General features: G+C 68.0%; 17 protein-coding genes and 2 riboswitches. Of the genes, 12 read left to right on the top strand and 5 right to left on the bottom strand.

The genetic code is table 11. From position 1 onward, the window contains the following. Positions 1-2: 2 nt before the first annotated feature. The 4 genes from GXK59_RS13935 to GXK59_RS13920 form a co-directional block, all read right to left on the bottom strand. A complete protein-coding gene (locus GXK59_RS13935) occupies positions 3-713 on the bottom strand; it encodes a response regulator transcription factor (protein WP_024366556.1) in 711 nt (236 codons plus the stop codon). A 67-nt stretch (positions 714-780) separates the two neighbouring features. Further along, complete coding sequence (locus GXK59_RS13930) at positions 781-2,427, bottom strand: DNA repair helicase XPB (RefSeq protein ID WP_160667636.1); 1,647 nt, start codon at positions 2,425-2,427, stop codon at positions 781-783. Beyond that, positions 2,424-4,919 carry a helicase-associated domain-containing protein gene (locus GXK59_RS13925; protein WP_160667634.1) on the bottom strand — a complete coding sequence of 832 codons (2,496 nt, stop codon included), beginning with the start codon at positions 4,917-4,919 and terminating at the stop codon, positions 2,424-2,426. The genes GXK59_RS13930 and GXK59_RS13925 overlap by 4 nt, the downstream gene beginning before the upstream one ends. 10 nt (positions 4,920-4,929) lie before the next feature. Further along, positions 4,930-5,163, bottom strand: coding sequence for a hypothetical protein (locus tag GXK59_RS13920; RefSeq protein ID WP_160667632.1), 234 nt, complete (start codon positions 5,161-5,163; stop codon positions 4,930-4,932). A 178-nt stretch (positions 5,164-5,341) separates the two neighbouring features. Between GXK59_RS13920 and GXK59_RS13915 the strand changes: the two genes are divergently transcribed. Genes GXK59_RS13915 through GXK59_RS13905 form a run of 3 tightly spaced genes read left to right on the top strand, consistent with a single transcriptional unit; the run spans position 5,342 to position 7,800 of the window. After that, positions 5,342-5,725: a cold-shock protein gene (locus GXK59_RS13915; RefSeq protein ID WP_024366560.1), complete on the top strand. Its 384-nt coding sequence runs from the start codon at positions 5,342-5,344 to the stop codon at positions 5,723-5,725. Between the two features lie 9 nt (positions 5,726-5,734). Next, positions 5,735-6,406 carry a DUF3027 domain-containing protein gene (locus GXK59_RS13910; RefSeq protein ID WP_160667630.1) on the top strand — a complete coding sequence of 224 codons (672 nt, stop codon included), beginning with the start codon at positions 5,735-5,737 and terminating at the stop codon, positions 6,404-6,406. A gap of 44 nt (positions 6,407-6,450) precedes the next feature. Continuing rightward, complete coding sequence (locus GXK59_RS13905) at positions 6,451-7,800, top strand: MFS transporter (protein WP_160669182.1); 1,350 nt, start codon at positions 6,451-6,453, stop codon at positions 7,798-7,800. A gap of 37 nt (positions 7,801-7,837) precedes the next feature. Here GXK59_RS13905 and serC read toward each other — a convergent pair whose 3' ends face one another. Next, positions 7,838-8,965: a phosphoserine transaminase gene (gene serC, locus GXK59_RS13900; RefSeq protein ID WP_160667628.1), complete on the bottom strand. Its 1,128-nt coding sequence runs from the start codon at positions 8,963-8,965 to the stop codon at positions 7,838-7,840. Positions 8,966-9,231: 266 nt separating this feature from the next. On the opposite strand from serC, the gene GXK59_RS13895 reads away from it, so the two are divergent. The 9 genes from GXK59_RS13895 (at position 9,232) to GXK59_RS13855 (ending at position 19,838) form a co-directional block, all read left to right on the top strand. Next, positions 9,232-9,927, top strand: coding sequence for a metal-dependent transcriptional regulator (locus GXK59_RS13895; RefSeq protein ID WP_160667626.1), 696 nt, complete (start codon positions 9,232-9,234; stop codon positions 9,925-9,927). 144 nt (positions 9,928-10,071) lie between these two features. Beyond that, a riboswitch (cyclic di-AMP (ydaO/yuaA leader) is annotated at positions 10,072-10,287 on the top strand. Positions 10,288-10,291: 4 nt separating this feature from the next. Continuing rightward, positions 10,292-11,113: a M23 family metallopeptidase gene (locus GXK59_RS13890; RefSeq protein ID WP_160667624.1), complete on the top strand. Its 822-nt coding sequence runs from the start codon at positions 10,292-10,294 to the stop codon at positions 11,111-11,113. 137 nt (positions 11,114-11,250) lie between these two features. Continuing rightward, positions 11,251-11,420, top strand: a riboswitch (cyclic di-AMP (ydaO/yuaA leader). A gap of 309 nt (positions 11,421-11,729) precedes the next feature. Then, positions 11,730-12,482, top strand: coding sequence for an NlpC/P60 family protein (locus tag GXK59_RS13885; protein WP_160667622.1), 753 nt, complete (start codon positions 11,730-11,732; stop codon positions 12,480-12,482). A gap of 229 nt (positions 12,483-12,711) precedes the next feature. Beyond that, positions 12,712-13,212, top strand: a complete 501-nt coding sequence (locus GXK59_RS13880) for an HNH endonuclease (protein ID WP_160667620.1) — start codon at positions 12,712-12,714, stop codon at positions 13,210-13,212. 66 nt (positions 13,213-13,278) lie between these two features. Next, a complete protein-coding gene (gene mobA / locus GXK59_RS13875) occupies positions 13,279-14,004 on the top strand; it encodes a molybdenum cofactor guanylyltransferase (RefSeq protein WP_160667619.1) in 726 nt (241 codons plus the stop codon). After that, positions 13,988-14,275 carry a DUF6457 domain-containing protein gene (locus GXK59_RS13870; RefSeq protein ID WP_160667617.1) on the top strand — a complete coding sequence of 96 codons (288 nt, stop codon included), beginning with the start codon at positions 13,988-13,990 and terminating at the stop codon, positions 14,273-14,275. The genes mobA and GXK59_RS13870 overlap by 17 nt, the downstream gene beginning before the upstream one ends. Then, on the top strand, positions 14,272-15,759 hold the full coding sequence (locus GXK59_RS13865) for a molybdopterin molybdotransferase MoeA (RefSeq protein ID WP_160667615.1): 1,488 nt from the start codon (positions 14,272-14,274) through the stop codon (positions 15,757-15,759). The genes GXK59_RS13870 and GXK59_RS13865 overlap by 4 nt, the downstream gene beginning before the upstream one ends. 76 nt (positions 15,760-15,835) lie before the next feature. Beyond that, positions 15,836-16,708: a formate dehydrogenase accessory sulfurtransferase FdhD gene (fdhD, locus tag GXK59_RS13860; protein WP_160667613.1), complete on the top strand. Its 873-nt coding sequence runs from the start codon at positions 15,836-15,838 to the stop codon at positions 16,706-16,708. A gap of 103 nt (positions 16,709-16,811) precedes the next feature. After that, a complete protein-coding gene (locus GXK59_RS13855) occupies positions 16,812-19,838 on the top strand; it encodes an alpha-mannosidase (RefSeq protein ID WP_160669181.1) in 3,027 nt (1,008 codons plus the stop codon). The last annotated feature ends 192 nt before the right edge of the window (positions 19,839-20,030 follow it).

Raw genomic sequence — 20,030 nt, 5'->3', positions numbered from 1 at the left:
GGTCAGCGCTTCTCGGCCGTCCGCAGCACGTAGCCCACGCCCCGTTTGGTCTGGATCAGGGCCGGGGCGTCGGGATCAATGTCGACCTTGCGGCGCAGGTAGGAGATGTAGGACTCCACGATCGAGGCGTCCCCGTTGAAGTCGTATTCCCAGACGTGGTCCAGGATCTGGGCCTTGGACAGCACGCGGTTGGGATTCAGCATGAGGTAGCGCAGGAGCTTGAATTCGGTCGGGGACAGTTCGATGACCGTCCCGCCGCGGCGGACCTCGTGGGCGTCGTCGTCGAGTTCGAGGTCATCGACGCGGATGACCGCATCGTCATCCTGCAGCGGCTGCGTGCGGCGCAGGACGGCGCGGATGCGTGCCACGACCTCGTCGAGGCTGAACGGCTTGGTGACATAGTCGTCGCCGCCCACCGTCAGGCCCATGACCTTGTCTTCGGTGTCATCCTTGGCGGTCAGGAAGAGGACGGGGAAGTGCTTGCCTGCGGCGCGCAGCCGGCGGGTGACGGTGAAGCCGTCCATGTCAGGCAGCATCACGTCCAGGACGGCCAGATCCGGGGAGTGGAGATCCGCCGCCGCCAGGGCTTCCCGGCCGTTGGACGCCGAGACGACTTCAAAGCCGGCAAAGCGCAGCGACGTTGACAGCAGCTCGCGGATGTTGGGTTCATCGTCGACGACGAGCAGCTTGGCTTCTGGTCCGGTCTTTTTCATGGTTCCCATGATGCTCCCAGAATCTGGGAGTTTTCTGAATGTCGGATGTGTGTTGAATGGGCGCGTGCTAGCTTGCGGTCCCGACGTCCTTGGCGTCCATGATCCGGTAGGCGTAGCCCTGCTCGGCCAGGAAGCGCTGGCGCTTGGCGGCGAACTCCTGGTCCAGCGTGTCCCTGGCCACGAGGGAGTAGAACCGTGCGGCCCGGCCGTCTTTCTTGGGGCGCAGCAGCCGGCCGAGGCGCTGGGCCTCTTCCTGCCGGGAGCCGAAGGAGCCGGACACCTGGATCGCGACCGACGCCTCCGGCAGGTCGATGGAGAAGTTGGCCACCTTGGACACCACCAGGGTCTGCACCTCGCCGGCGCGGAAGGCATCAAAGAGCTTCTGGCGTTCCTTGACGGACGTGTCGCCCTTGATCACCGGCGCCTGCAGGCGCTCGCCGATCTCGTCCAGCTGGTCGATGTACTGGCCGATCACCAGCAGCTGCTCGCCGGCATGCTCGGCCACCAGCTGTTCCACCACCAGGGTCTTGGACTCGGACGTTGCGCAGAGCCGGTACTTGTCCGCGTCCTCGGCCATCGCATAGGCCACACGTTCGTCGCGGGGCAGGTCGATCCGGACCTCGACGCAGTCGGCGGGCGCGATGTAGCCCTGCGCCTCGATGTCCTTCCACGGCGCGTCGTAGCGCTTGGGCCCGATCAGGCTGAAGACTTCGCCCTCGCGGCCGTCCTCCCGGATCAGCGTGGCGGTGAGGCCGAGCCTGCGGCGCGCCTGCAGGTCCGCGGTCATCCGGAAGATCGGGGCGGGCAGGAGATGGACCTCGTCATAGATGATCAGTCCCCAGTCGTTGCCGTCCACCAGCTCCAGGTGGGGGTAGAGCCCGCCCCGCTTGGTGGTCAGGACCTGGTACGTGGCGATGGTGACGGGACGGACTTCCTTGACGGAGCCGGAGTACTCGCCGATCTCCTCCTCGGTAAGGGACGTCCGCTTGAGCAGCTCGTCCTTCCATTGCCGGGCGGACACCGTGTTGGTGACCAGGATCAGGGTGGTGGTGGAACTGGTGGCCATCGCGGCGGCACCCACGAGCGTTTTGCCGGCTCCGCAGGGAAGCACGACGACGCCGCTGCCGCCGGCCCAGAAATTCTCCATCGCCAGCTGCTGGTAGGGGCGGAGCTTCCAGCCGGTCTGGTTGAGCATGATCGGGTGCGGCGTGCCGTCGACGTAGCCGGCCAGGTCCTCGGCCGGCCAGCCGATCTTGAGCAGCAGCTGCTTGAGCTGCCCGCGCTGGGAGGAGTGCACCACGACGGTCTCGCCGTCGATCCTCGGGCCCAGCAGCGGGGCGATCTTCTTGGCGCGGCTGACCTCCTCCAGCACCGGATAGTCGGAGGTGCGCATCACAAGGCCGTGCTGGGGGTCCTTTTCGAGCCGCAGCCGGCCGTACCGGGACATGGTCTCTTCGACGTCGATGAGCAGGGAATGCGGAACCGGGAACCGGGAGTACTTCAGCAGCGTGTCCAGCACCTTTTCGGCGTCCAGGCCGGCCGCCCGGGCATTCCAGAGGCCCAGCGGAGTAAGCCGGTAGCTGTGGATGTGCTCGGGGGCACGTTCCAGCTCTGCGAACGCGGCGATGGCGTGGCGTGCCTCGGTGGCAAGTTCGTGGTCCACTTCGAGCAGGATGGTCTTGTCACTCTGGACGATCAGCGGTCCATCGTTCACTGGAGCGATTCCTCTGCGGCTTCTACGTCAATAATCCGGTGGATGGACAATACGCGTTCGGTTTCCTTCGCCGGATCGAAAACCCGCACCCGTCCGCCGTTCACAGCTACCGGAACAACCGTTTCCCGCACGGCATTCCCCATGCCGTCGACGACGTTCATCACCACGCGCTGTTTGAGCCGGATCGCCTTCTGCAGGGTTTCCAGCCCGAGCTGGGTTGCTTCCTCGCTGCCGGGGGCCGCGGCGGGATGACCGCCGGTGCCGTCCGCGGCAGTCCGTTCGTTGCGCAGGACCGCCAGCTGGGCGTCGACGTCGGCCTCCGGAGGCGCGGTGCGCGGGGCGCTGTAGACCGGCCGGACACTTCCGGGCACGGCAGTGGTGCGGCGCAGCCGGATGCTCCCGGCCCCGGATTCTTCCACCGCGGGGGACAGCCCCAGGCTCCGGAGCAGCTGGGCTGTTTCCCGCGGAGCGGCGTGCGAGACCAGCACCGTGGGCGCGATCCGGACCAAACCCAGTCCGGAGGCGCCGGGAGTGTTGAGCAGCTCCAGGAGGGCCGTCTCGTCGTCGCTCTGGATGAAGCTCGCGGCGGACCCCACCCGCAGCCTGGCGTGCCGGGCGGCGGTGTCCTCGATCAAGTACTTCAGCGGCTGCGGGATGGCCGTGGCCGAGTGCAGGCCCAGGAAGTCCAGCATGCCCTGGGCATCCTGGCCCGAGTCGAGCGCGCGCCGGACCGAGGACGCCGAGAAGCGGTAGATCGTGGCGGGCCCCTGGCCCTCGGCGTCGGCCATGGTGAGGAGCTTTTCGGTCAGGTCCGGCGCCAGGTAGCCCGGTGCCACTGCCGTGAGGTCGGCCTGGAGCAGGACGTGGTTCAGGGCGGCCGGCAGGTGTTCGCCCAGGATTCCCATCGCCTCATCGGGCTGTTCTGCCGCGATGGCCGCCCCGATCTGGCTCAGCGCACCCGAGCCGATGAGTCCCAGCAGCTCGGCCTCGGCCAGGACCCCCCGGATCAGCGAGCTGAAACGCCGGGCCATCCGGGGCTGGGCCCAGTCGGCGCGCTCCAGCACGGCGGCGGCGTCCAGCACCGGCGCCTGCCCGTCCGGGGCGGCGGCCTCCGCGGTCAGCTCGGCCAGGATTTCCAGGATCCGTTTCCGGACCACGGGGGCGTCCGGACGCTGGGCTTCGGCCGAGAGCGCGTTGATGGTGTTGCCGGCCAGGCCGCGGTGGAGGGCCGGGACCGCGGCCGAGCCGTTGACGGGCTGTCCCACGAGGGAGGGCGCCCGCTCGCTGGCGAGCCAGGCATTGACCAGCCAGAGCCACTGCTCCTGCCGCGGAAGCGTCAGCCACTCAAGCTGCGCGGGCTGGATCCAGGCGGAACTGTCCACGTCCAGCCGGATCAGGCCGGCCAGGGCGCACAATTCCGCGAGCACGCCGGCGTCGTGCATTTCGGTCCGCAGCGCGTCCGCCAGGCGCTTGAGTTCCCGGACGCCCACACCGCCGCTGCGCAGGGTGACGAGGGGCTGGTCGCGGACGATGTAGAGCAGTTCGCCCACCAGCCGCAGGGTTTCGGCGATGGCGCCCAGTGCGGCGTTGCGGCGCAGTGCGGCGGACGTGGATCCCAGCCGCGGGGCCGGGGGAGTCAGCGCAAACTTCTCGATGACAAAGCCGCCCCGCAAAGCGACCCCGACGCTGTGCGGAAGCTCCACGTGGGCGGCGTCCAGCGGCACCAGCAGCCCGCGGGCCAGGAGCCAGTCCACCGGCCCGACGTCGGTGGCCTCGTGCAGCACGGACGCGCGCCGTTGCGCCTGGGGAACGGCGCCCATGGCCCAGTTCCCGAACCGTGCGAGCAGCGCCGTGGTGCGTTCCGGGGCGGTCTCCAGGATCTGCCGGAGGGATTCCGGCGTGGCCGTCCAGTGCTGCAGCGACAGTGCCGCCTCCATCGGGGTGGCCGCGGGGGAGACAGCCGCGCCGTTGTGGTGCAGTTCCCCGACCAGCTGCACGACGCGTTGCGCGAAGGCCGGCTGGAGCCGCACGAGTTCGGTGTAGCTGCGCCCCAGACCGGCCGGGTAGATCCCGATCACGTCCTTGAGGCTGCCCACGGGCAGGTAGTAGCGCTGCTTAGTGCCGGCGGCCGGCGCGGCGCCGTGCGGCGGTTCGGCCCGGTGGACCAGGGCCAGTTCCTGGAGCGAGTGCAGCATCTTTTCAATCGCGGTGAGCGTGGCGCCGTTGATCAGCTTCTTCAGCATCGGGGCGGAGGCGCTGTGCCCGGTGTCCGTGTTCGTGCATAAGTGCAGGGTTTCGAGGACCTGCATCTGCGGGCGGTTGAGCCGTTCCAGGGCGCGCTGGACGCTGACCCGGCCGCTGGCGCGGGCCGCAAGGGCCGCAAAGTCGGGCACGCCAGGGGAAATGAGGTCCGGCCGCGCGGAGAACAAGGCCCGCAGCGAGTCATCGCTGCGTGCCTGCAGTTCCTTGCTGAGCGCGCGGATCAGGGACATCAGTGCAACGCTACCTTCCGTCCGGCTTTCCGGTCCGTCGCCGGGCCGCGGCGCCGTCGATCACGAGCAGGAGCATCAGCAGGAATGCCGCCGGGAGCCCGTAGAGGGCGGTGGACGTGATCCACACGGGCGGCACGGAATTGTTGAAGGCCATCGCCATCACGACGCCGACGGCCGTGAGCGACAGCACAGCCGCAACAGCCGCAACGATCAACAGTGGCCGCCGGAAACGCAGTGGAGTCATGGAGCTAACGCTAACAGCCCGGCTTGTCCCGCGCCCCAAACGGCCAAAGTGGACTGGGCAGGATAACCTTGAAGGAACAGACCAACACGGTCCGGGCAGTCATACCCTGAACCCGCATATCCATGCGGATGCGGTGACCGCCGGCCGTGTCACCAGCAGAACGAAGAAGGTTGATTACGTGCCTACCGGCAAGGTCAAGTGGTATGACAAGGAAAAGGGCTTCGGATTCCTCGCGGGCGAGGACGGCCAGGAAGTCTTCCTGCCGAAGTCCGCGCTGCCCGAGGGCGTAACCGAGCTCAAGGCCGGCACCCGGGTTGAATTCGGCGTGGCCGACGGCCGCAAGGGCGCCCAGGCCCTGGGCCTGCGCGTGCTGGACAAGACGCCGTCCATCGCCAAGGCCAAGCGGCCCAGCGCGAAGGATCTTGCCCCGCTGGTGCAGGACCTCGTCAGCGTCCTGGACAACCTGTCCGGAACGCTGTCCGCGGGCAAGTACCCGGAAGGCAACAAGGGCAAGGCGATCGCGGTCGCCCTGCGTAAGGTTGCCGACGAGCTGGACGCGTAGGACCCGGCGATGACTCCGGATCCCAAAAAAACCGGGACCAAAGACGGCACCAGGCCACGCGCCGGGGTTCCCGTCTGGCGCACCGGCAAGCCCGATGCTTTCCTGGCGGCCGCCGTCGACGACGCGCGTGCCGCCCTCGAGGGCATCGCCCCCGCCGAACAGATCGGCCGGCATCTCGCGGCCAAGAGCGAAGGCGACCGCCTGGTCACGCACCTGTTCGAGTCCAAGCTGGCCGGCTACGGCGGCTGGCAGTGGTACGCCGTGCTGACCCGGAACTCCAGGTCAAAGGTTGTGACAGTCGATGAACTCGGCCTGCTGCCCTCCGAGGACTCGATCCTGGCGCCTGAGTGGATCCCGTGGGCAGAGCGTGTCCGCCCGGGCGATGAGCAGGGCGACGAGGAAAGCCCCGAAGCCGCCGGTGCGGCTCCGCGCCAGGACGCAGGCGAACCTGGCGACGCCGTCGCCACCCCCGGCGAGGCGCCCGAAGACTACGCTGACGACGCGCCGGAGGACGACTCGGACGACGCCGACGGCAACGCCGACGGCGCCGGCGACGAATACGACGCCGACGATGTTGACAACGACGATGTTGACAACGACGATGTTGACAACGACGATGACCCCGCAACGGCTGCCGGCGACGACCCGGACGACGAACTGCCCGCAGCGCAGGTTGACTAGCGGTTGGAACCATCAGGGACGCTGCACAGTGAGGGCTGGACATGATGTCCACCTTCAAGTCCCTGCACATCCTGAACTACCGGATCTGGTTCATCGGGGCGGTCGTCTCCAACATCGGGACCTGGATGCAGCGCACAGCCCAGGACTGGCTGGTCTTTGACCACCTGACCGAGCACGATGCCAGCGCCATGGGCATCACGATGGCCCTGCAGCTCGGCCCCCAGCTCTTCCTCGCCCCCGTGGCCGGGCTGATTGCTGACCGCTTCAACCGCAAACAACTGCTCGTCCTGACCCAGTCCGCGATGGCTGTGCTGAGTGCAGGCCTCGGAATCCTCGTGATCTCAGGGGCCGCGCAGCTCTGGCATGTCTACGGCTTCGCGCTGCTGCTGGGCGTCGTGTCCGCACTCGATGCCCCCGTGCGGCAGACCTTCGTCTCCGAACTGGTCCGCGACGAGTACCTGCCCAACGCGGTGGCCCTCAACAGCGCCTCCTTCAATGTGGCCCGGATGATCGGACCCGCAGTGGCCGGCATCCTCACGGTTGCCGTGGGCCCGGGCTGGGTCTTCCTGATCAACACCCTGACCTTTGTGGCGCTGCTCCTGAGCCTGTGGAAGATCCCCACCACCTCGCTGCGCCAGCTGCCCCGGGCCGCGGCCGGCAAAGGCCGGATCCGGGAAGGGCTGCGCTACGTCCGGTTCAGGCCGGACATCGTGGTGGTGCTGGTCGCGGTCTTCATTGTGGGGACCCTGGGACTGAACTTCGTGCTGTTTATCGCGGCCATGGTCGGAACGGAATTCGGCCTGGATGCCAGCGCGTTCGGCCTCATGAACTCCGTCATGGCCGTTGGCTCCGTCGCCGGAGCCCTGCTGTCGGCCGGCCGCAAGAAGCCGAGGTTGCGGTTCATCTTCGGCGCGGCCGGAGCCTTCGGTGTGGCCTCCGGCGTCGCCGCGCTGGCCCCCAGCTACTTCTGGTTTGGCGTGGCGCTGGTTCCGGTGGGGCTCTTCGCGATCACGATGATGACAAGCGCCAACGGCTACGTGCAGACCACCACGGACCCCGTGATGCGTGGCCGGGTGATGGCGCTCTATATGGCAATCTTCATGGGCGGCACGCCCATCGGGGCGCCGTTTGTGGGGTGGGTCGCGAACGTCGCCGGTCCCCGCTGGTCCCTCAGCGTCGCCGCTGCTTCCGGTCTGATCGCTGCCCTGATCGGGCTGGTGTGGATTGTCCGGGCCCAACACCTGCGGATCCGGTTCGACCGCCGTGCCCGCGGGATCCACCACTTCCGCGTCGTGTCCGCCCGCACCGACGGGACCGGGCCGGGCCCCGGTGGAGGCCCCGACGCCAACGGCGCCGGCCGGGGACACAAACCGGACGACGCCGTCGAACGCTGACGAACGCTGACGTAGCAGCGCGCGTGTTGCGGCGGAGCTACTTCTTCAGCTCGCCCAGGACGAAATCGATGCACTCCAGCAGCGCCGACACGTCATCCGGCTCGATCGCCACGAAGGTAGCGATCCGCAGCTGGTTGCGGCCCAGCTTGCGGTACGGCTCGGTGTCCACGATGCCGTTGGCGCGCAGCACCTTGGCGATCGCCGCGGCGTCGATGGAGTCATCGAAGTCGATGGTCGCGATCACGTTGGAGCGGTCCTCAGCCTTCGCCACAAAGGGGGTGGCGTACTCCGAGGCCTCGGCCCATCGGTAGATCCTTCCGGCCGAATCCGCCGTGCGCGCCGAGGCGAAGTCCAGTCCGCCGCTGGCGTTGAGCCACTGGACCTGGGCGTCCAGGGTGACCAGCGTGGCCAGGGCCGGGGTGTTGTAGGTCTGGTTCAGCCGCGAGTTGTCAATCGCCGTCTGGAGGTCCAGGAAGTCCGGGATCCAGCGGCCGCCGGCCTTGATCCGGGCCGCACGTTCCAGCGCTGCCGGGGAAAACAGGCCAAGCCAGAGGCCGCCGTCGGACGCGAAGTTTTTCTGCGGGGCGAAGTAATAGACGTCCGCTTCCGCAACGTCGACGTCCAGCCCGCCGGCAGCCGAGGTGGCGTCAACCAGGACGAGGGACCCTTCATCGGCGCCGGCCACGCGCCGGACCGGAGCGGCGACACCGGTGGACGTCTCGTTCTGGGGCCAGGCGTAAACGTCGACGCCGGCCTCGGCCCGGGCCGCCGGCCGGGTGCCCGGCTCGGACTTGATGATGGAGGAATCGGCCAGGAACGGTGCATTGTTGGTGGCGGAAGCGAACTTCGAGCCAAACTCGCCAAAGGACAAGTGCTGTGCCTTGTTCTCCACCAGCCCGAAGCTGGCGATGTCCCAGAACGCGGTTGATCCGCCGACGCCCAGGATGACCTCATAGCCCTCGGGAGCACGGAAGAACTGGCTGAGCCCGGTCCGGACCGACCCCACCAGGTTCTTGACCGGCGCCTGGCGGTGGGATGTTCCCAGCAGATTCGAGGCCGCTGCGAGTGCTTCCATCTGTTCCGGGCGGACCTTGGACGGCCCGGCGCCGAACCGGCCGTCCTTTGGAAGGAGGTTTGCGGGAATCGTGATGCTGGTGTCGCTCACAGTGGCTCCAATTTTTCGGCTGGTACAAAGTGTGGCTCGGGAGGTGGCCCGGCAGGGTGGCTGCAGCGGAGCCTGTCCTTTCATTCTGCCTGACTGCCCCGCGGGGGAGGGAAAAAGGACCGTCACAGTCCGGTCATTGAGATTATCCGGAGTAATTCAAATTAGGCTAAGCTGGCCTGCGAACGTACGGCGGACCCCGCCAGGGCGCCAGCAGCACGCGGTACGGTGGGAATTACGCAAGGACGGCGCTCGAGGAGCTGAGCTGAATGACGGATCTGATCGATACAACCGAGATGTATCTTCGGACCATTCTGGAACTTGAAGAAGAAAACATCGTCGCCCTCCGAGCCCGCATCGCCGAGCGGCTGCGCCACTCCGGACCCACTGTGTCCCAGACGGTCGGCCGGATGGAACGCGACGGACTGGTGGTTGTTTCCGGCGACCGGCACCTTGAACTGACGGAAACCGGCCGGAAACGCGCCATCGAAGTCATGCGCAAGCACCGTCTTGCCGAACGGCTGCTGGCTGACGTGATCGGGCTCGACTGGGCCTACGTCCACGAGGAAGCCTGCCGCTGGGAACACGTCATGAGCGAACGGGTCGAACGACGGATCTTCGAACTGCTCAACCACCCCACCGTCTCGCCCTATGGCAACCCGATTCCCGGCCTCGCGGAACTGGGCGGCCTGCCGTCCCAGCCCCTCGCGGACGGCGTCGTGAACCTGCTCGAAGCCATGACCGGCTACGGGCCCGATTCCACGGTCAGGGTTAACCGGCTTGCCGAGCCCATCCAGGTGGAACCGGAACTGCTGGTCCAGCTCGATGAGGGTGGCATCCGCCCGGGCGCCCTGGTGTCGCTGGAGCGTGTGGGGGAGTACATCTCGGTGCGGGTCCCCGACATCGAAGGTGCCCTGGAACTACCGCCCGAGGTCGCGGCCCACGTCTTTGTTACCGTCAGTTAACAGGAGCTATCCGAGGACTCATGGACCACCCATGAGTTGTGCACAGGGCCGATAACGGATTTATCTCTGGACGGCTTAATCGCCTATAGTTGATCACTAGTACCGATACCAAAGCGTTATCTGATCCGAAGCCGAACTCTGCCAGCGGATCAGTCGCCGAATCACCTTCTGGCAGAGGCGGGGGAACCACTTCTGGCTGTTCAACAGCCTTGGGGTGAAGTCCGTCAGCGGCAAGCACACTGGACCGAGGGACTCCCCTGGATGCCCCTGCGCCTGGATGCTTGCTACGGCGGACCGGGTCTTTGATCTCTCTGACCCGAATCCGACAGCTAACTCCGCAGGCTTCTCCAGAGAGGAATCGTTCTTGACCACCCAGACCGCCAGGGGCCGACGTCGCGCGTCCGGTCCCGCACCGGAGCCGCGTCCGGCCGTCGCCGTCATGGCAGACCGCCCCCGTGACGCGCACCGCGATGAACGAAGAGGCCGCCGCAGCCCGTTCCGTCAGGTAACAGACTTTGCCGCCGCCAGCGGCGTTGGTCAAAAGGCCGGCATTGCGCTGGCCGCCACGGGTCTGGTCCTCACCGTCACGGTCCCCGCGACGGGCCCCGTGATGGCCACGAACACGGGTTCCTCCTCCGGATCCGTCTCGGCCGCCGTCCAACCGGACGTCACCGCCGCCGACGCCAAGATCGACTTCAACCGCACCGCTATCACCACCCAGGGTGACCCGGACGGAAAGCTCAAGCAGTTGCTGGGCGCCCAGTCCGTCGGCTCCATCACCCGGGCAGCCTCCTCGGGCAGCCTCGGCCCGCCCCTGGACCAGATGAAGACCGCGTCGCCCTTCGGCTACCGCGTCAGCCCCATCACCGGCGGCTCCGGGGAATTCCACCGCGGCCAGGACTACTCGGCCCAGTGCGGCACTGCCGTCCACGCTGCCGCGAGCGGCACCGTGACCTTCACGGGATGGCATCCCTACGGTGGCGGAAACCGGGTGGTGATCGATCACGGCAACGGCCTGGAGACCACCTACAACCACTTGTCCTCGTCCAGCGTCAAGGTGGGCCAGCAGGTCTCCCGCGGCGATGTCGTGGCGCTCAGCGGCACCACCGGCGCCTCTACGGGCTGCCACCTGCACTTCGAGGTCATGGTCAACGGCGAAGTCGTTGACCCGACCGGTTGGCTCTGACAAAGCTGAAGGGAAGCTCTCGCATTCTTGTGACACGCCGTGATCCGAATGTGACATTGGGCCCCGACTGCTGTACCGTTTGACCTACGCCAACTTTTCCGAAGTTGGCGCTCTTGAGTGGATTGCCTAGCTCTGCCACCGCTCAAGGTCCGTTCGCATTACATCGTCTGGCAGGGGCGGGGGAACCAATTTTGGTCTTCGCAAGAAGACCTTGGGGTTAAGTCGCAAAGCTTCCCAGGAAGCAGCGCGGCCGGGTGACTCCCATCCGAATCCGACAGCTCACCTCGCAGGCATTGGGAGAGGCTACTTTCGTGTCTTCACGCCACAATGCTGCGCGTCACCGCGCTTGCGCGGCTCTTACGAGCCCGCTGGAATCCAACTTCCGTGCCGCCCTTGCTGGCGCCCGGAACGGATCCCGCACCGCCGTTTCAATCTCTACTGAGTCCGGCCCGCAGGCCATGCACCTGCATGCAGTTCCCGCTTTTGGCGCGTCTTCGCAGTACACCCTTCGCTAAGTAACCCATTTCGGGGCGATCCGGCGTACCCCCAAGATGCCGGAGCGTCCTCAGCCTGCGCCTGAAAAGCGCGGACCCAGGATCACGAAAGAGAGAACTTAATGACTACTCGTGCAAACGCACGGCACCGCGCCGAGGTCACCAAGACCAACTCGCTGGCCGTCATTGCCAAGGCTGTCGGCGACAACGCCGGCGGCATGGGCCGTCAGGCCGCAGTTATCGCTGCCGCTTCCGGCCTCGTCCTGACCAGCGGTATCGCAGCCAACGCTGCTGAGGCCAACGTCCAGCGCGAATCCACTTCGGCTTCCACGCTCGAAGTCCAGTCGGCCACCCCGGCGACCATCTCGGCAGCTTCCACCATCGCCATCTCCTACGAGAAGCCGGCCGTCACCACCTCCCCGGCACCGGTCGTCGAGGCCCCGAAGCCTGTCGTGAAGGTCCAGGAGACTCCCACGGCGAACACCGCCAAGACCGCCGGCACCAAGGTCGGCGCCGCCGGCACCGCTGCCCCGGCCGTCGCCAGCGGCATGGGCGCCACGATCGCCGCCGCTGCCTACGCCCAGATCGGCGTCAGCCAGGACTGCACCGCACTCGCCACGAACGCTCTGGCTGCTGCGGGCATCAACTACCACGGCTGGCCGGCAGGTTACCTGTCCCTCGGCCGCACCGTGAGCGCCGCCGAGGCACAGCCGGGCGACCTCGCGTACTACCAGAACGGTGGCGCCGGCATGGCCCACATCGCTGTATACGTCGGCAACGGCATGGCCGTTCACGGCGGCTGGAACGGTGGAACCACGTCCCTGCAGACTGTCAACGTCGGCTCCGGCCCGGTCTTCATCCGCGTCGGCGGCTAAGACAGCAGCTGTAGCAAAGTAATCAAAGCACAGGACCCCTGCCATTCGGCGGGGGTCCTTTGCGTTGCCGGGGCGTGAACTTCAGCCGACACGGGTCGCGGCAGGCAAAAAAGATTCGGCGAATTGGCATGTCCATGTTTACTCTTGTTTTGTCGATCCATAGCCCGACCATGCAGAGGGCAGCCGGCCCTCGTGCCCCTGGCGGGTGCGGCCGTGAAGAGGTATGCGGATGCGCACACTCGTTCTGAATGCTGGATATGAGCCGCTGGCGGTTGTGACCTTCCGCCGGGCGCTCGTCCTTGTGCTGACTGGAAAGGCCAGTGTCGTGGCGGAAGGCGACGATCCCGTCGTCGGGCCGCAGGACGTCCTTGGCCGGCCGTCGGTGATTCTCCTGAATCGCTACATCAGGCCCCGGTACAACACGATGACGGCGGTGAGCCGCCGCGGAGTGCTCCGACGGGACGGACACCGTTGCGCGTACTGCGGCAAAGCTGCCCACACCATCGATCATGTCCAGCCCAAATCCAGGGGCGGTGCGGATTCCTGGGAAAACCTCGTCGCTGCCTGCCTGCGGTGCAACAACGCCAAGGGCGACCACACCCCGGGTGAAATGGGATGGAAGCTCAGCTTCAGCCCGGCACCTCCCAGGGGCACCACGTGGCAAATCAAGGAGCTGGAGAAGCCGACGCCGGCCTGGGACCCGTTCCTGCTGCCGGAATCCGCTGCCTGACGCGGCCCGCCGCTGCCTGGCCTTTGGTGCCTGACCGGCTGGCCCGGACCACGCTAGGCTGGGCCGGTGGAATTCGATGCTGTCATTCTTTCCGGGGGCCGGTCCGCCCGGCTGGGAGGCGTTCCCAAGTCCGGGCTGATGCACGACGGCGCCACCCTCCTGGAACGCGCGCTGCAGGCCGCCCGCGGCGCGGCGGCCGTCGCCGTAGTCGGGCCCGACCCGGGGGCCCTGCCGGAAGGGGTGCTGAGCTGCCGCGAGGATCCGCCCTTTGCCGGCCCTGCAGCTGCCGTTGCCGCCGGGCTGTCCGCCCTGGAACAGCACCGCCGTGGGGACCCCCGGCACCCGGGCGCGGCCCCGTTCACCCTTGTCCTCGCCGTCGATATGCCCCGGGCGGGGGCCGCCGTCCAGGCGCTGCGGGAAGCGGCCGCGGGTGCCGCGCCGGGGGACGGGCTGATGGCGGTCTCTGCTGACGGGCGCCGGCAGCCGCTGGTGGGCCTATATGGCACAGCTGCGCTACAACACTGCGTCGACGAGGCCCGGCAGCGCGGCGCGCTGGAGAATGCCTCCGTTTTCGCCCTTCTTGCTACGCTGAAGGTGCGCGAAGTCAGCGTCCCCAGAGGGTCCACGGATGATGTGGATACTTGGGACGATGCCTCCGCGTTAGGGGTAAGCGGCCCACCCGAGGGGCAGGGCCGCGACAGCCTTGGCCGTGGCCGCCACCATCCAGGCATCCGGTCCGGGGCTCCCCAGCTGAACTCGACCTTGGAGGCAAACGGTGAAGAGCAAGGATGAAACACTGGAAGACTGGTGCCGTGCCCTGCTTCAGGCCCTGGAACTGGACGGCGTCGAGGTTGACGTGAACGAGGTCCTGGCCTTGGCCGGGGTGGCAGCGCACTCGGTGGTGCGACCGGCTGCTCCTTTGACGACCTTCATTGCCGGTTTCGCGGCCGGCCTGGCCTCCGGCTCCGGCCAGGCCACAGATGCCGTCGCAATGCGGGCCGCGATGGGCGTTGCCCGCAAACTCGCCAACGACTACGCAGCCAACGAAGCCCCCGGAGCATGACACCTGCACCCCCTCACGGCAGCGCGGCTGCCGCACGGGATGAGCCTGCAGGGGGCGCCCCTGCCGAAGGCCCGGCCGAGGCAGTTGCCGGCCGCTCCGAGGACGGCCCGGCCGCAACGCCCGGCGAACCGGAACCCGAGGCGCACCGGCACCTTGCGCACACCTGGCCGGAAGCCTGGCAACTCGCCTTCGACTGCGCATCTCCCATCCCCGCCGCACCGGTTGTCCTTCGTGCCGCCTTAGGCCGGACGCTTGCCGCCGACGTGGAAGCGCTTGTGGACATGCCGCATTACGCCTCCTCCGCCATGGACGGCTGGGCCGTCAACGGCAGCGGACCGTGGATCCTCGCGGAGCCCGGCCAGCGGCTGGCCCCGCACCAGGCAAGCCCGATTGTCACCGGCGGGCTGATGCCTCCCGGAGCGAAGGCCGTGCTGCGCAGCGAAAGCGGCAGGATTGCGGCCGACGAGGACGGGCTCCCGGTCCTGCAGCTCGGCGGCGCCGCCAAGCCCGGCGAGCCGCGGAACGGCGAGCACATCCGGAACGCCGCCCAGGAAGCCGCCGCCGGCGAGGTGCTGATCAAGCGCGGCACCGTGCTTAACCCCGCCCACCTTGCCCTCGCCGCACTCGCCGGGCACGACAGCCTCCCGGTCCTGGGCAAAGCCGTGGTCCGACTGGTGTTCACCGGCTCCGAGGTGGTCACGGCAGGGATCCCGCAGCCGGGGGAGGTGCGCGACACTTTCGGCCCCCAGCTCGCGGGGGTCGTGGAAATGCTCGGGGGGAGCTGCGCCGGCGAAACGAAGATTGGCGACAGCTACGAGGAGTGGCTCGCCGCCCTCGAGGACGCCTACCCGGAGGCTGCCGACCCGGTGCCGCTTTCTTCTCGTTCTGCCGCTGAGCTGTTGCCCGCCGACGTCGTCATCACCACCGGCGGCACGGGCCGGTCCGGCACCGACCACCTGCGCCGTGCGGTGGCCGAGCTCGGCGGGCGCCTGCTGATCGACGGTATCGCCATGCGCCCCGGCCATCCTGCCGTGCTGGCGGAACTGCCGGACGGCAGGTTCATCATCGGGCTGCCGGGCAACCCGCTTGCAGCCATGATGGCACTGTCAACCATCGGGGCGCCGCTCCTGGCGGCGCTGGGGCACCGGCCCCTGCCGCCCGTCACCGAGGTGCCGTGCGGCTCCACGATCGACGCGGACCCCGGCCGGACCCGGCTGATGCCCTTCCGGCTTCTCTACGGCATGGCTTCTCCGGCGCAGCACACCGGCCCGGGGATGATGCGCGGGCTGGCCGCAGCCGACGGCGTACTGGTGGTCCCGCCGCATGGAGTGCAGCTGGGCGAACCCGTGCCCGCTTTCACCCTTCCCTGGGGGCCGCCCCTGCCGGATCTGGCGGCGACGAATGAAAAAGCCGCCCCCAAACGGTCCGCCCGGAAGCCTGCCGGCACCGGTGGGCCCGTGGACTGGAGTGAACTGCTGGGCTGACGCCCGGTCTTGAACGCGCGCTGGCCACCCGGCCCAGCGCTTGCCATGATGGAGCTATGTTGGTTAGGAGTACCTAATGGGCCGTGTCACGCAGCGCCGCAAGGTGCACAAGTATGTCCTGGACGGATCCCCCCAGGCTCTCGAATTCCCGGTCCGGCACCGGGAGGACGTGCTCGCCGTCGAGGAGCCGCTGGAAATCCGGATCGGCAGCCTGTCCTTCTCCGTCACGATGCGGACCCCGGGGAACGACTTCGACCTCGTCGCCGGCTTCCTCGTCTCCGAGGGCGTCATCTGGGGCCCCGAACAGCTCGTCTCGCTGCGGTTCTGCGCCGGCGAGGACGAAAACGGCGTCCAGACGTTCAACGTTGTGGAAGCCCAGCTGAGGCCCGACGTCGTCCGCCCCGACACCGGACGGAACGTCTACACCTCCAGCTCGTGCGGCATCTGCGGCACGGACTCGATTGAGGCAGTGCACAAGTCCTCGCACTTCAGCCCTGCCGACGACCCGCTGGTGGTCCCCGTGGCCACCCTCGCGGGGCTTCCGGACCAATTGCGGGAAGCCCAGGCCGTCTTCGACGTCACCGGCGGTGTGCATGCAGCCGGCCTGTTCCGGACCGCCGCCGACGGCTCCGCCGAGCTGCTGTGCCTGCGCGAGGACGTGGGTCGCCACAATGCCGTGGACAAGGTGGTCGGCTGGGCCCTGCGCGAGGGCCTGCTGCCGCTGCGCGGGACCGTGCTCCAGGTTTCCGGGCGGGCGTCCTTCGAACTGGTGCAGAAGGCTGCCCTGGCCGGCATTCCGGTCCTGGCTGCGGTCAGCGCGCCGTCGAGCCTGGCCGTCGAGCTGGCCGAGTCCAGCGGCATCACGCTGGCCGGTTTCAGCCGTGGCACCTCGCTGAACGTGTATGCGGGCGCCCACCGCGTGGGCGTGCCCGCACCCGTCGGCGGCTAGCGCCCCCTGGACGCCGCTTGGCCTGGGGCTGGCGGCGAAGTAAGTTTTATCCATCGATTGGATGCATTTCAGCGTCATCCACGCCAGCGCTAAGAGGAACACATTGCACGACGACCGCCGTCTCACGGAAGTCCGGCTGGACCGCTTTGTCCGCGAACGCATCGTCCCCGCGGTCTATCCGCGCACCGTGCCGCTCACCCTGAGCAGCTGGGATGTCCCGGGCGAACCCGTCCCGGTCATGGAGGCGCTCCGGCAACAGTTCATCCCCCAGGAGCACGGAGCGGCCTGGGGGAGGCCGTGGAGCACGAAGTGGTTGCGGCTGCAGGGGCAGGTTCCGGACGGCTGGGGCACGGCGGCGGACACCTCAGTGGAAGTGATCGTCGACCTGGGCTTCAGCAGTGACCTTCCCGGTTTCCAATGCGAAGGGATCGCCTGGCGGCCGGACGGGACCATCGTGAAGGCCATTTCCCCCCGCAACCAGTACATTCCGCTGAAGCTCCTGGGCAGCGGGATGTCCGTCGATTTCTACGTCGAGGCGGCCGCCAACCCCGATCTGTCGCAGGGCTGGACCTTCGCGGCCACCCCCTACGGCGACAAGGCGACTTCGGGCGACGAACCGAAGTACCGTCTCGGCAGGATCGTCATCGCAGAACTCAACCAGGCAGTCTGGGAGCTGCAACAGGACATCTGGACCCTCAGCGGCCTCATGCACGAACTGCCGATGGAGCTGCCCCGCCGTCACGAAATCCTGCGCGCGCTCGAACGCATGCTGGATGTCATGGATCCCGATGACGTGCCCGGCACGGCGGGTGCGGGGCGCGAGGCCCTGGCCGGCGTCCTGGCCCGGCCGGCCTACGCCTCGGCCCACCGCCTGCGCGCCACCGGACATGCGCACATTGACTCCGCCTGGCTCTGGCCCGTCCGCGAAACGATCCGCAAGTGCGCCCGCACCTTCTCCAACGTCGTGGCGCTGATGGACGAGGATCCCGGGTTCGTGTTTTCCTGTTCCTCGGCGCAGCAGCTGGCCTGGGTCAAGGAGCTGTATCCGGAGCTGTTCGGGCGGATCCGCGAGAAGGTCACCACGGGCCAGTTCGTCCCCGTGGGCGGCATGTGGGTGGAGGCGGACACCAACATGCCCGGCGGCGAGGCCATGGCACGCCAGTTCCTGGAGGGGAAGAGCTTCTTCCTGGCCGAGTTCGGCGTGGAGTGTGAGGAAGCATGGCTTCCCGACACGTTCGGCTATTCGGCGGCCATGCCGCAGATCGTCAAGGCCGCCGGCAGCAAGTGGTTCCTGACCCAGAAAATCTCCTGGAACCAGGTCAACCGGATGCCGCACCACTCCTTCAACTGGGAGGGGATCGACGGCACCCGGCTCTTCACACATTTTCCGCCGGTGGACAGCTACAGCTCCGAACTCAGCGGCCGGGAGCTCGCCCACGCCGAGCGGAACTACCGCGACCACGGCCGCGGCACCACCTCGCTGGTCCCGTTCGGCTACGGCGACGGCGGCGGCGGCCCCACCCGCGAGATGCTGGCAGCGGCGCGACGCACCGCGGACCTGGAGGGGTCTCCGAAGGTGGAACTCGGATCGGCGGCCAGCTTCTTCGCCCGTGCCCAGGCCGAGTACGAGGCGCTCCCCGTCTGGGTCGGTGAGATGTACCTCGAACTGCACCGCGGCACGTATACGAGCCAGGCCAAGACAAAACTGGGAAACCGGCGCAGCGAACACCTCCTGCGGGAAGCCGAACTCTGGTGCGCCACAGCCGCCGTTCGCGCCGGGTACCCGTACCCGGCGGCCGAGCTGAAGCGGCTCTGGCGCCTGGTCCTGCTGCAACAGTTCCACGACATCCTCCCCGGCAGCTCCATCGCCTGGGTGCACCAGGACGCCGAGCGGAACTACGCCGCCGTCGGCGAGCAGCTCGAGCCGATCATCGCCGACGCCGCCGCGGCGCTGCTGGGCGCCGGGGACACGGATTTCCTGCTCAATGCCGCCCCGCATGGGCGCCATGGCGTCCCGGCGCTGGCCGCGGCCGAGCCGCACTCTGCCGGGCAGCCGGTGCGGGCCACCGAAGCCGCCGGCGGCTACATCCTCGACAACGGAATCATCCGCGCGGTCATCAACGCCGACGGTCTGCTGGCATCCCTGATCGACCATGCCAGCGGTCGCGATGCGATCGCTCCCGGGCAGTTCGGCAACCTGCTCGAGCTTCACCGCGACACCCCCAACGAATGGGACGCCTGGGACATCGACGCCTTTTACCGCCGCAATGTGGTCCCCTTGACCGACGCGCGCTCGGTGACGCTGGAGTCCGGCGGCACGGACGCCGCCGTCGTCGTCGTGGAGCGGCTGGCCGGCTCCTCGCCTGTCACCCAGCGGATATCGCTGGCGCCGGGCGCCGGGTCGTTGGCGATTTCGACGGCGGTGGACTGGCAGGAAAGCGAGAAGCTGCTCAAGCTGGGATTCGCGCTCGACGTCCGGGCGGACCGCTCAGCCTCGGAGACCCAGTTCGGCCACGTGTTCCGGCCGACGCACCTCAACACGTCCTGGGAAGCCGCGAAATTCGAGATCTGCGCCCACCGCTGGATCCACGTCGCCGAACCCGGCTACGGGGTGGCCGTTTCCAACTCGTCGACGTACGGCCATGACGTCACCCGGAACATCCGGGAGGAGGACGGCGGTACGACCACCACGGTGCGGCTCTCGCTGCTTCGGGCGCCCAGGTTCCCGGACCCCGGTGCGGACCGCGGCCGGCACGAACTGCACGTCACCATCCGGCCCGGCGCCAGCATCGCCGACGCCGTGGAAGAGGGGTACCGCACGAACCTGGCCCCGCGGGTGCTCAAGGGCGCCCACGGGGTCGAACCGCTCCTCACAGTTTCCAACCCGGCCCTGGTGGTGGAGGCCGTGAAGCTCGCGGAGGACGGCTCCGGCGACGTGATTGTGCGCATCTACGAGTCGCTGGGGGAGCGGTCCGCGGGGAGTGTGAGGGCCGACTTCGGCGTCCGCAACGTCCAGGCCGTGGATTTGCTGGAGCGGCCGGCGGCTGCGCCGGGCGTGACATTTGAGGGGGCCTCGGCGGCACTGGTGCTGCGGCCCTTCCAGCTGGTGACGTTGAGGTTTGTGCGCTGAGGACCCGGCGTCCGGAAAGGCCAGGGAGCGGGAGGCCGGTCCGGGGGCCCGGGCCGAGGGCCCGGAAGCGGCTGTCAACTGGAAATGGGGGTTATAGGACACGCGTGCCACCCGGGACATGAGCGGAGAAGGAGTGCGCCATCGAGAGGCAGTTGTACCTGCACACACGGGAGTCCAGGGCATTCGTTCCGG

Source organism: Pseudarthrobacter sp. ATCC 49987, from assembly GCF_009928425.1.
GTDB lineage: Bacteria > Actinomycetota > Actinomycetes > Actinomycetales > Micrococcaceae > Arthrobacter.
Note: the sequence above shows the minus strand (reverse complement) of the source record. Positions and strands in the feature narration are given on the sequence as shown.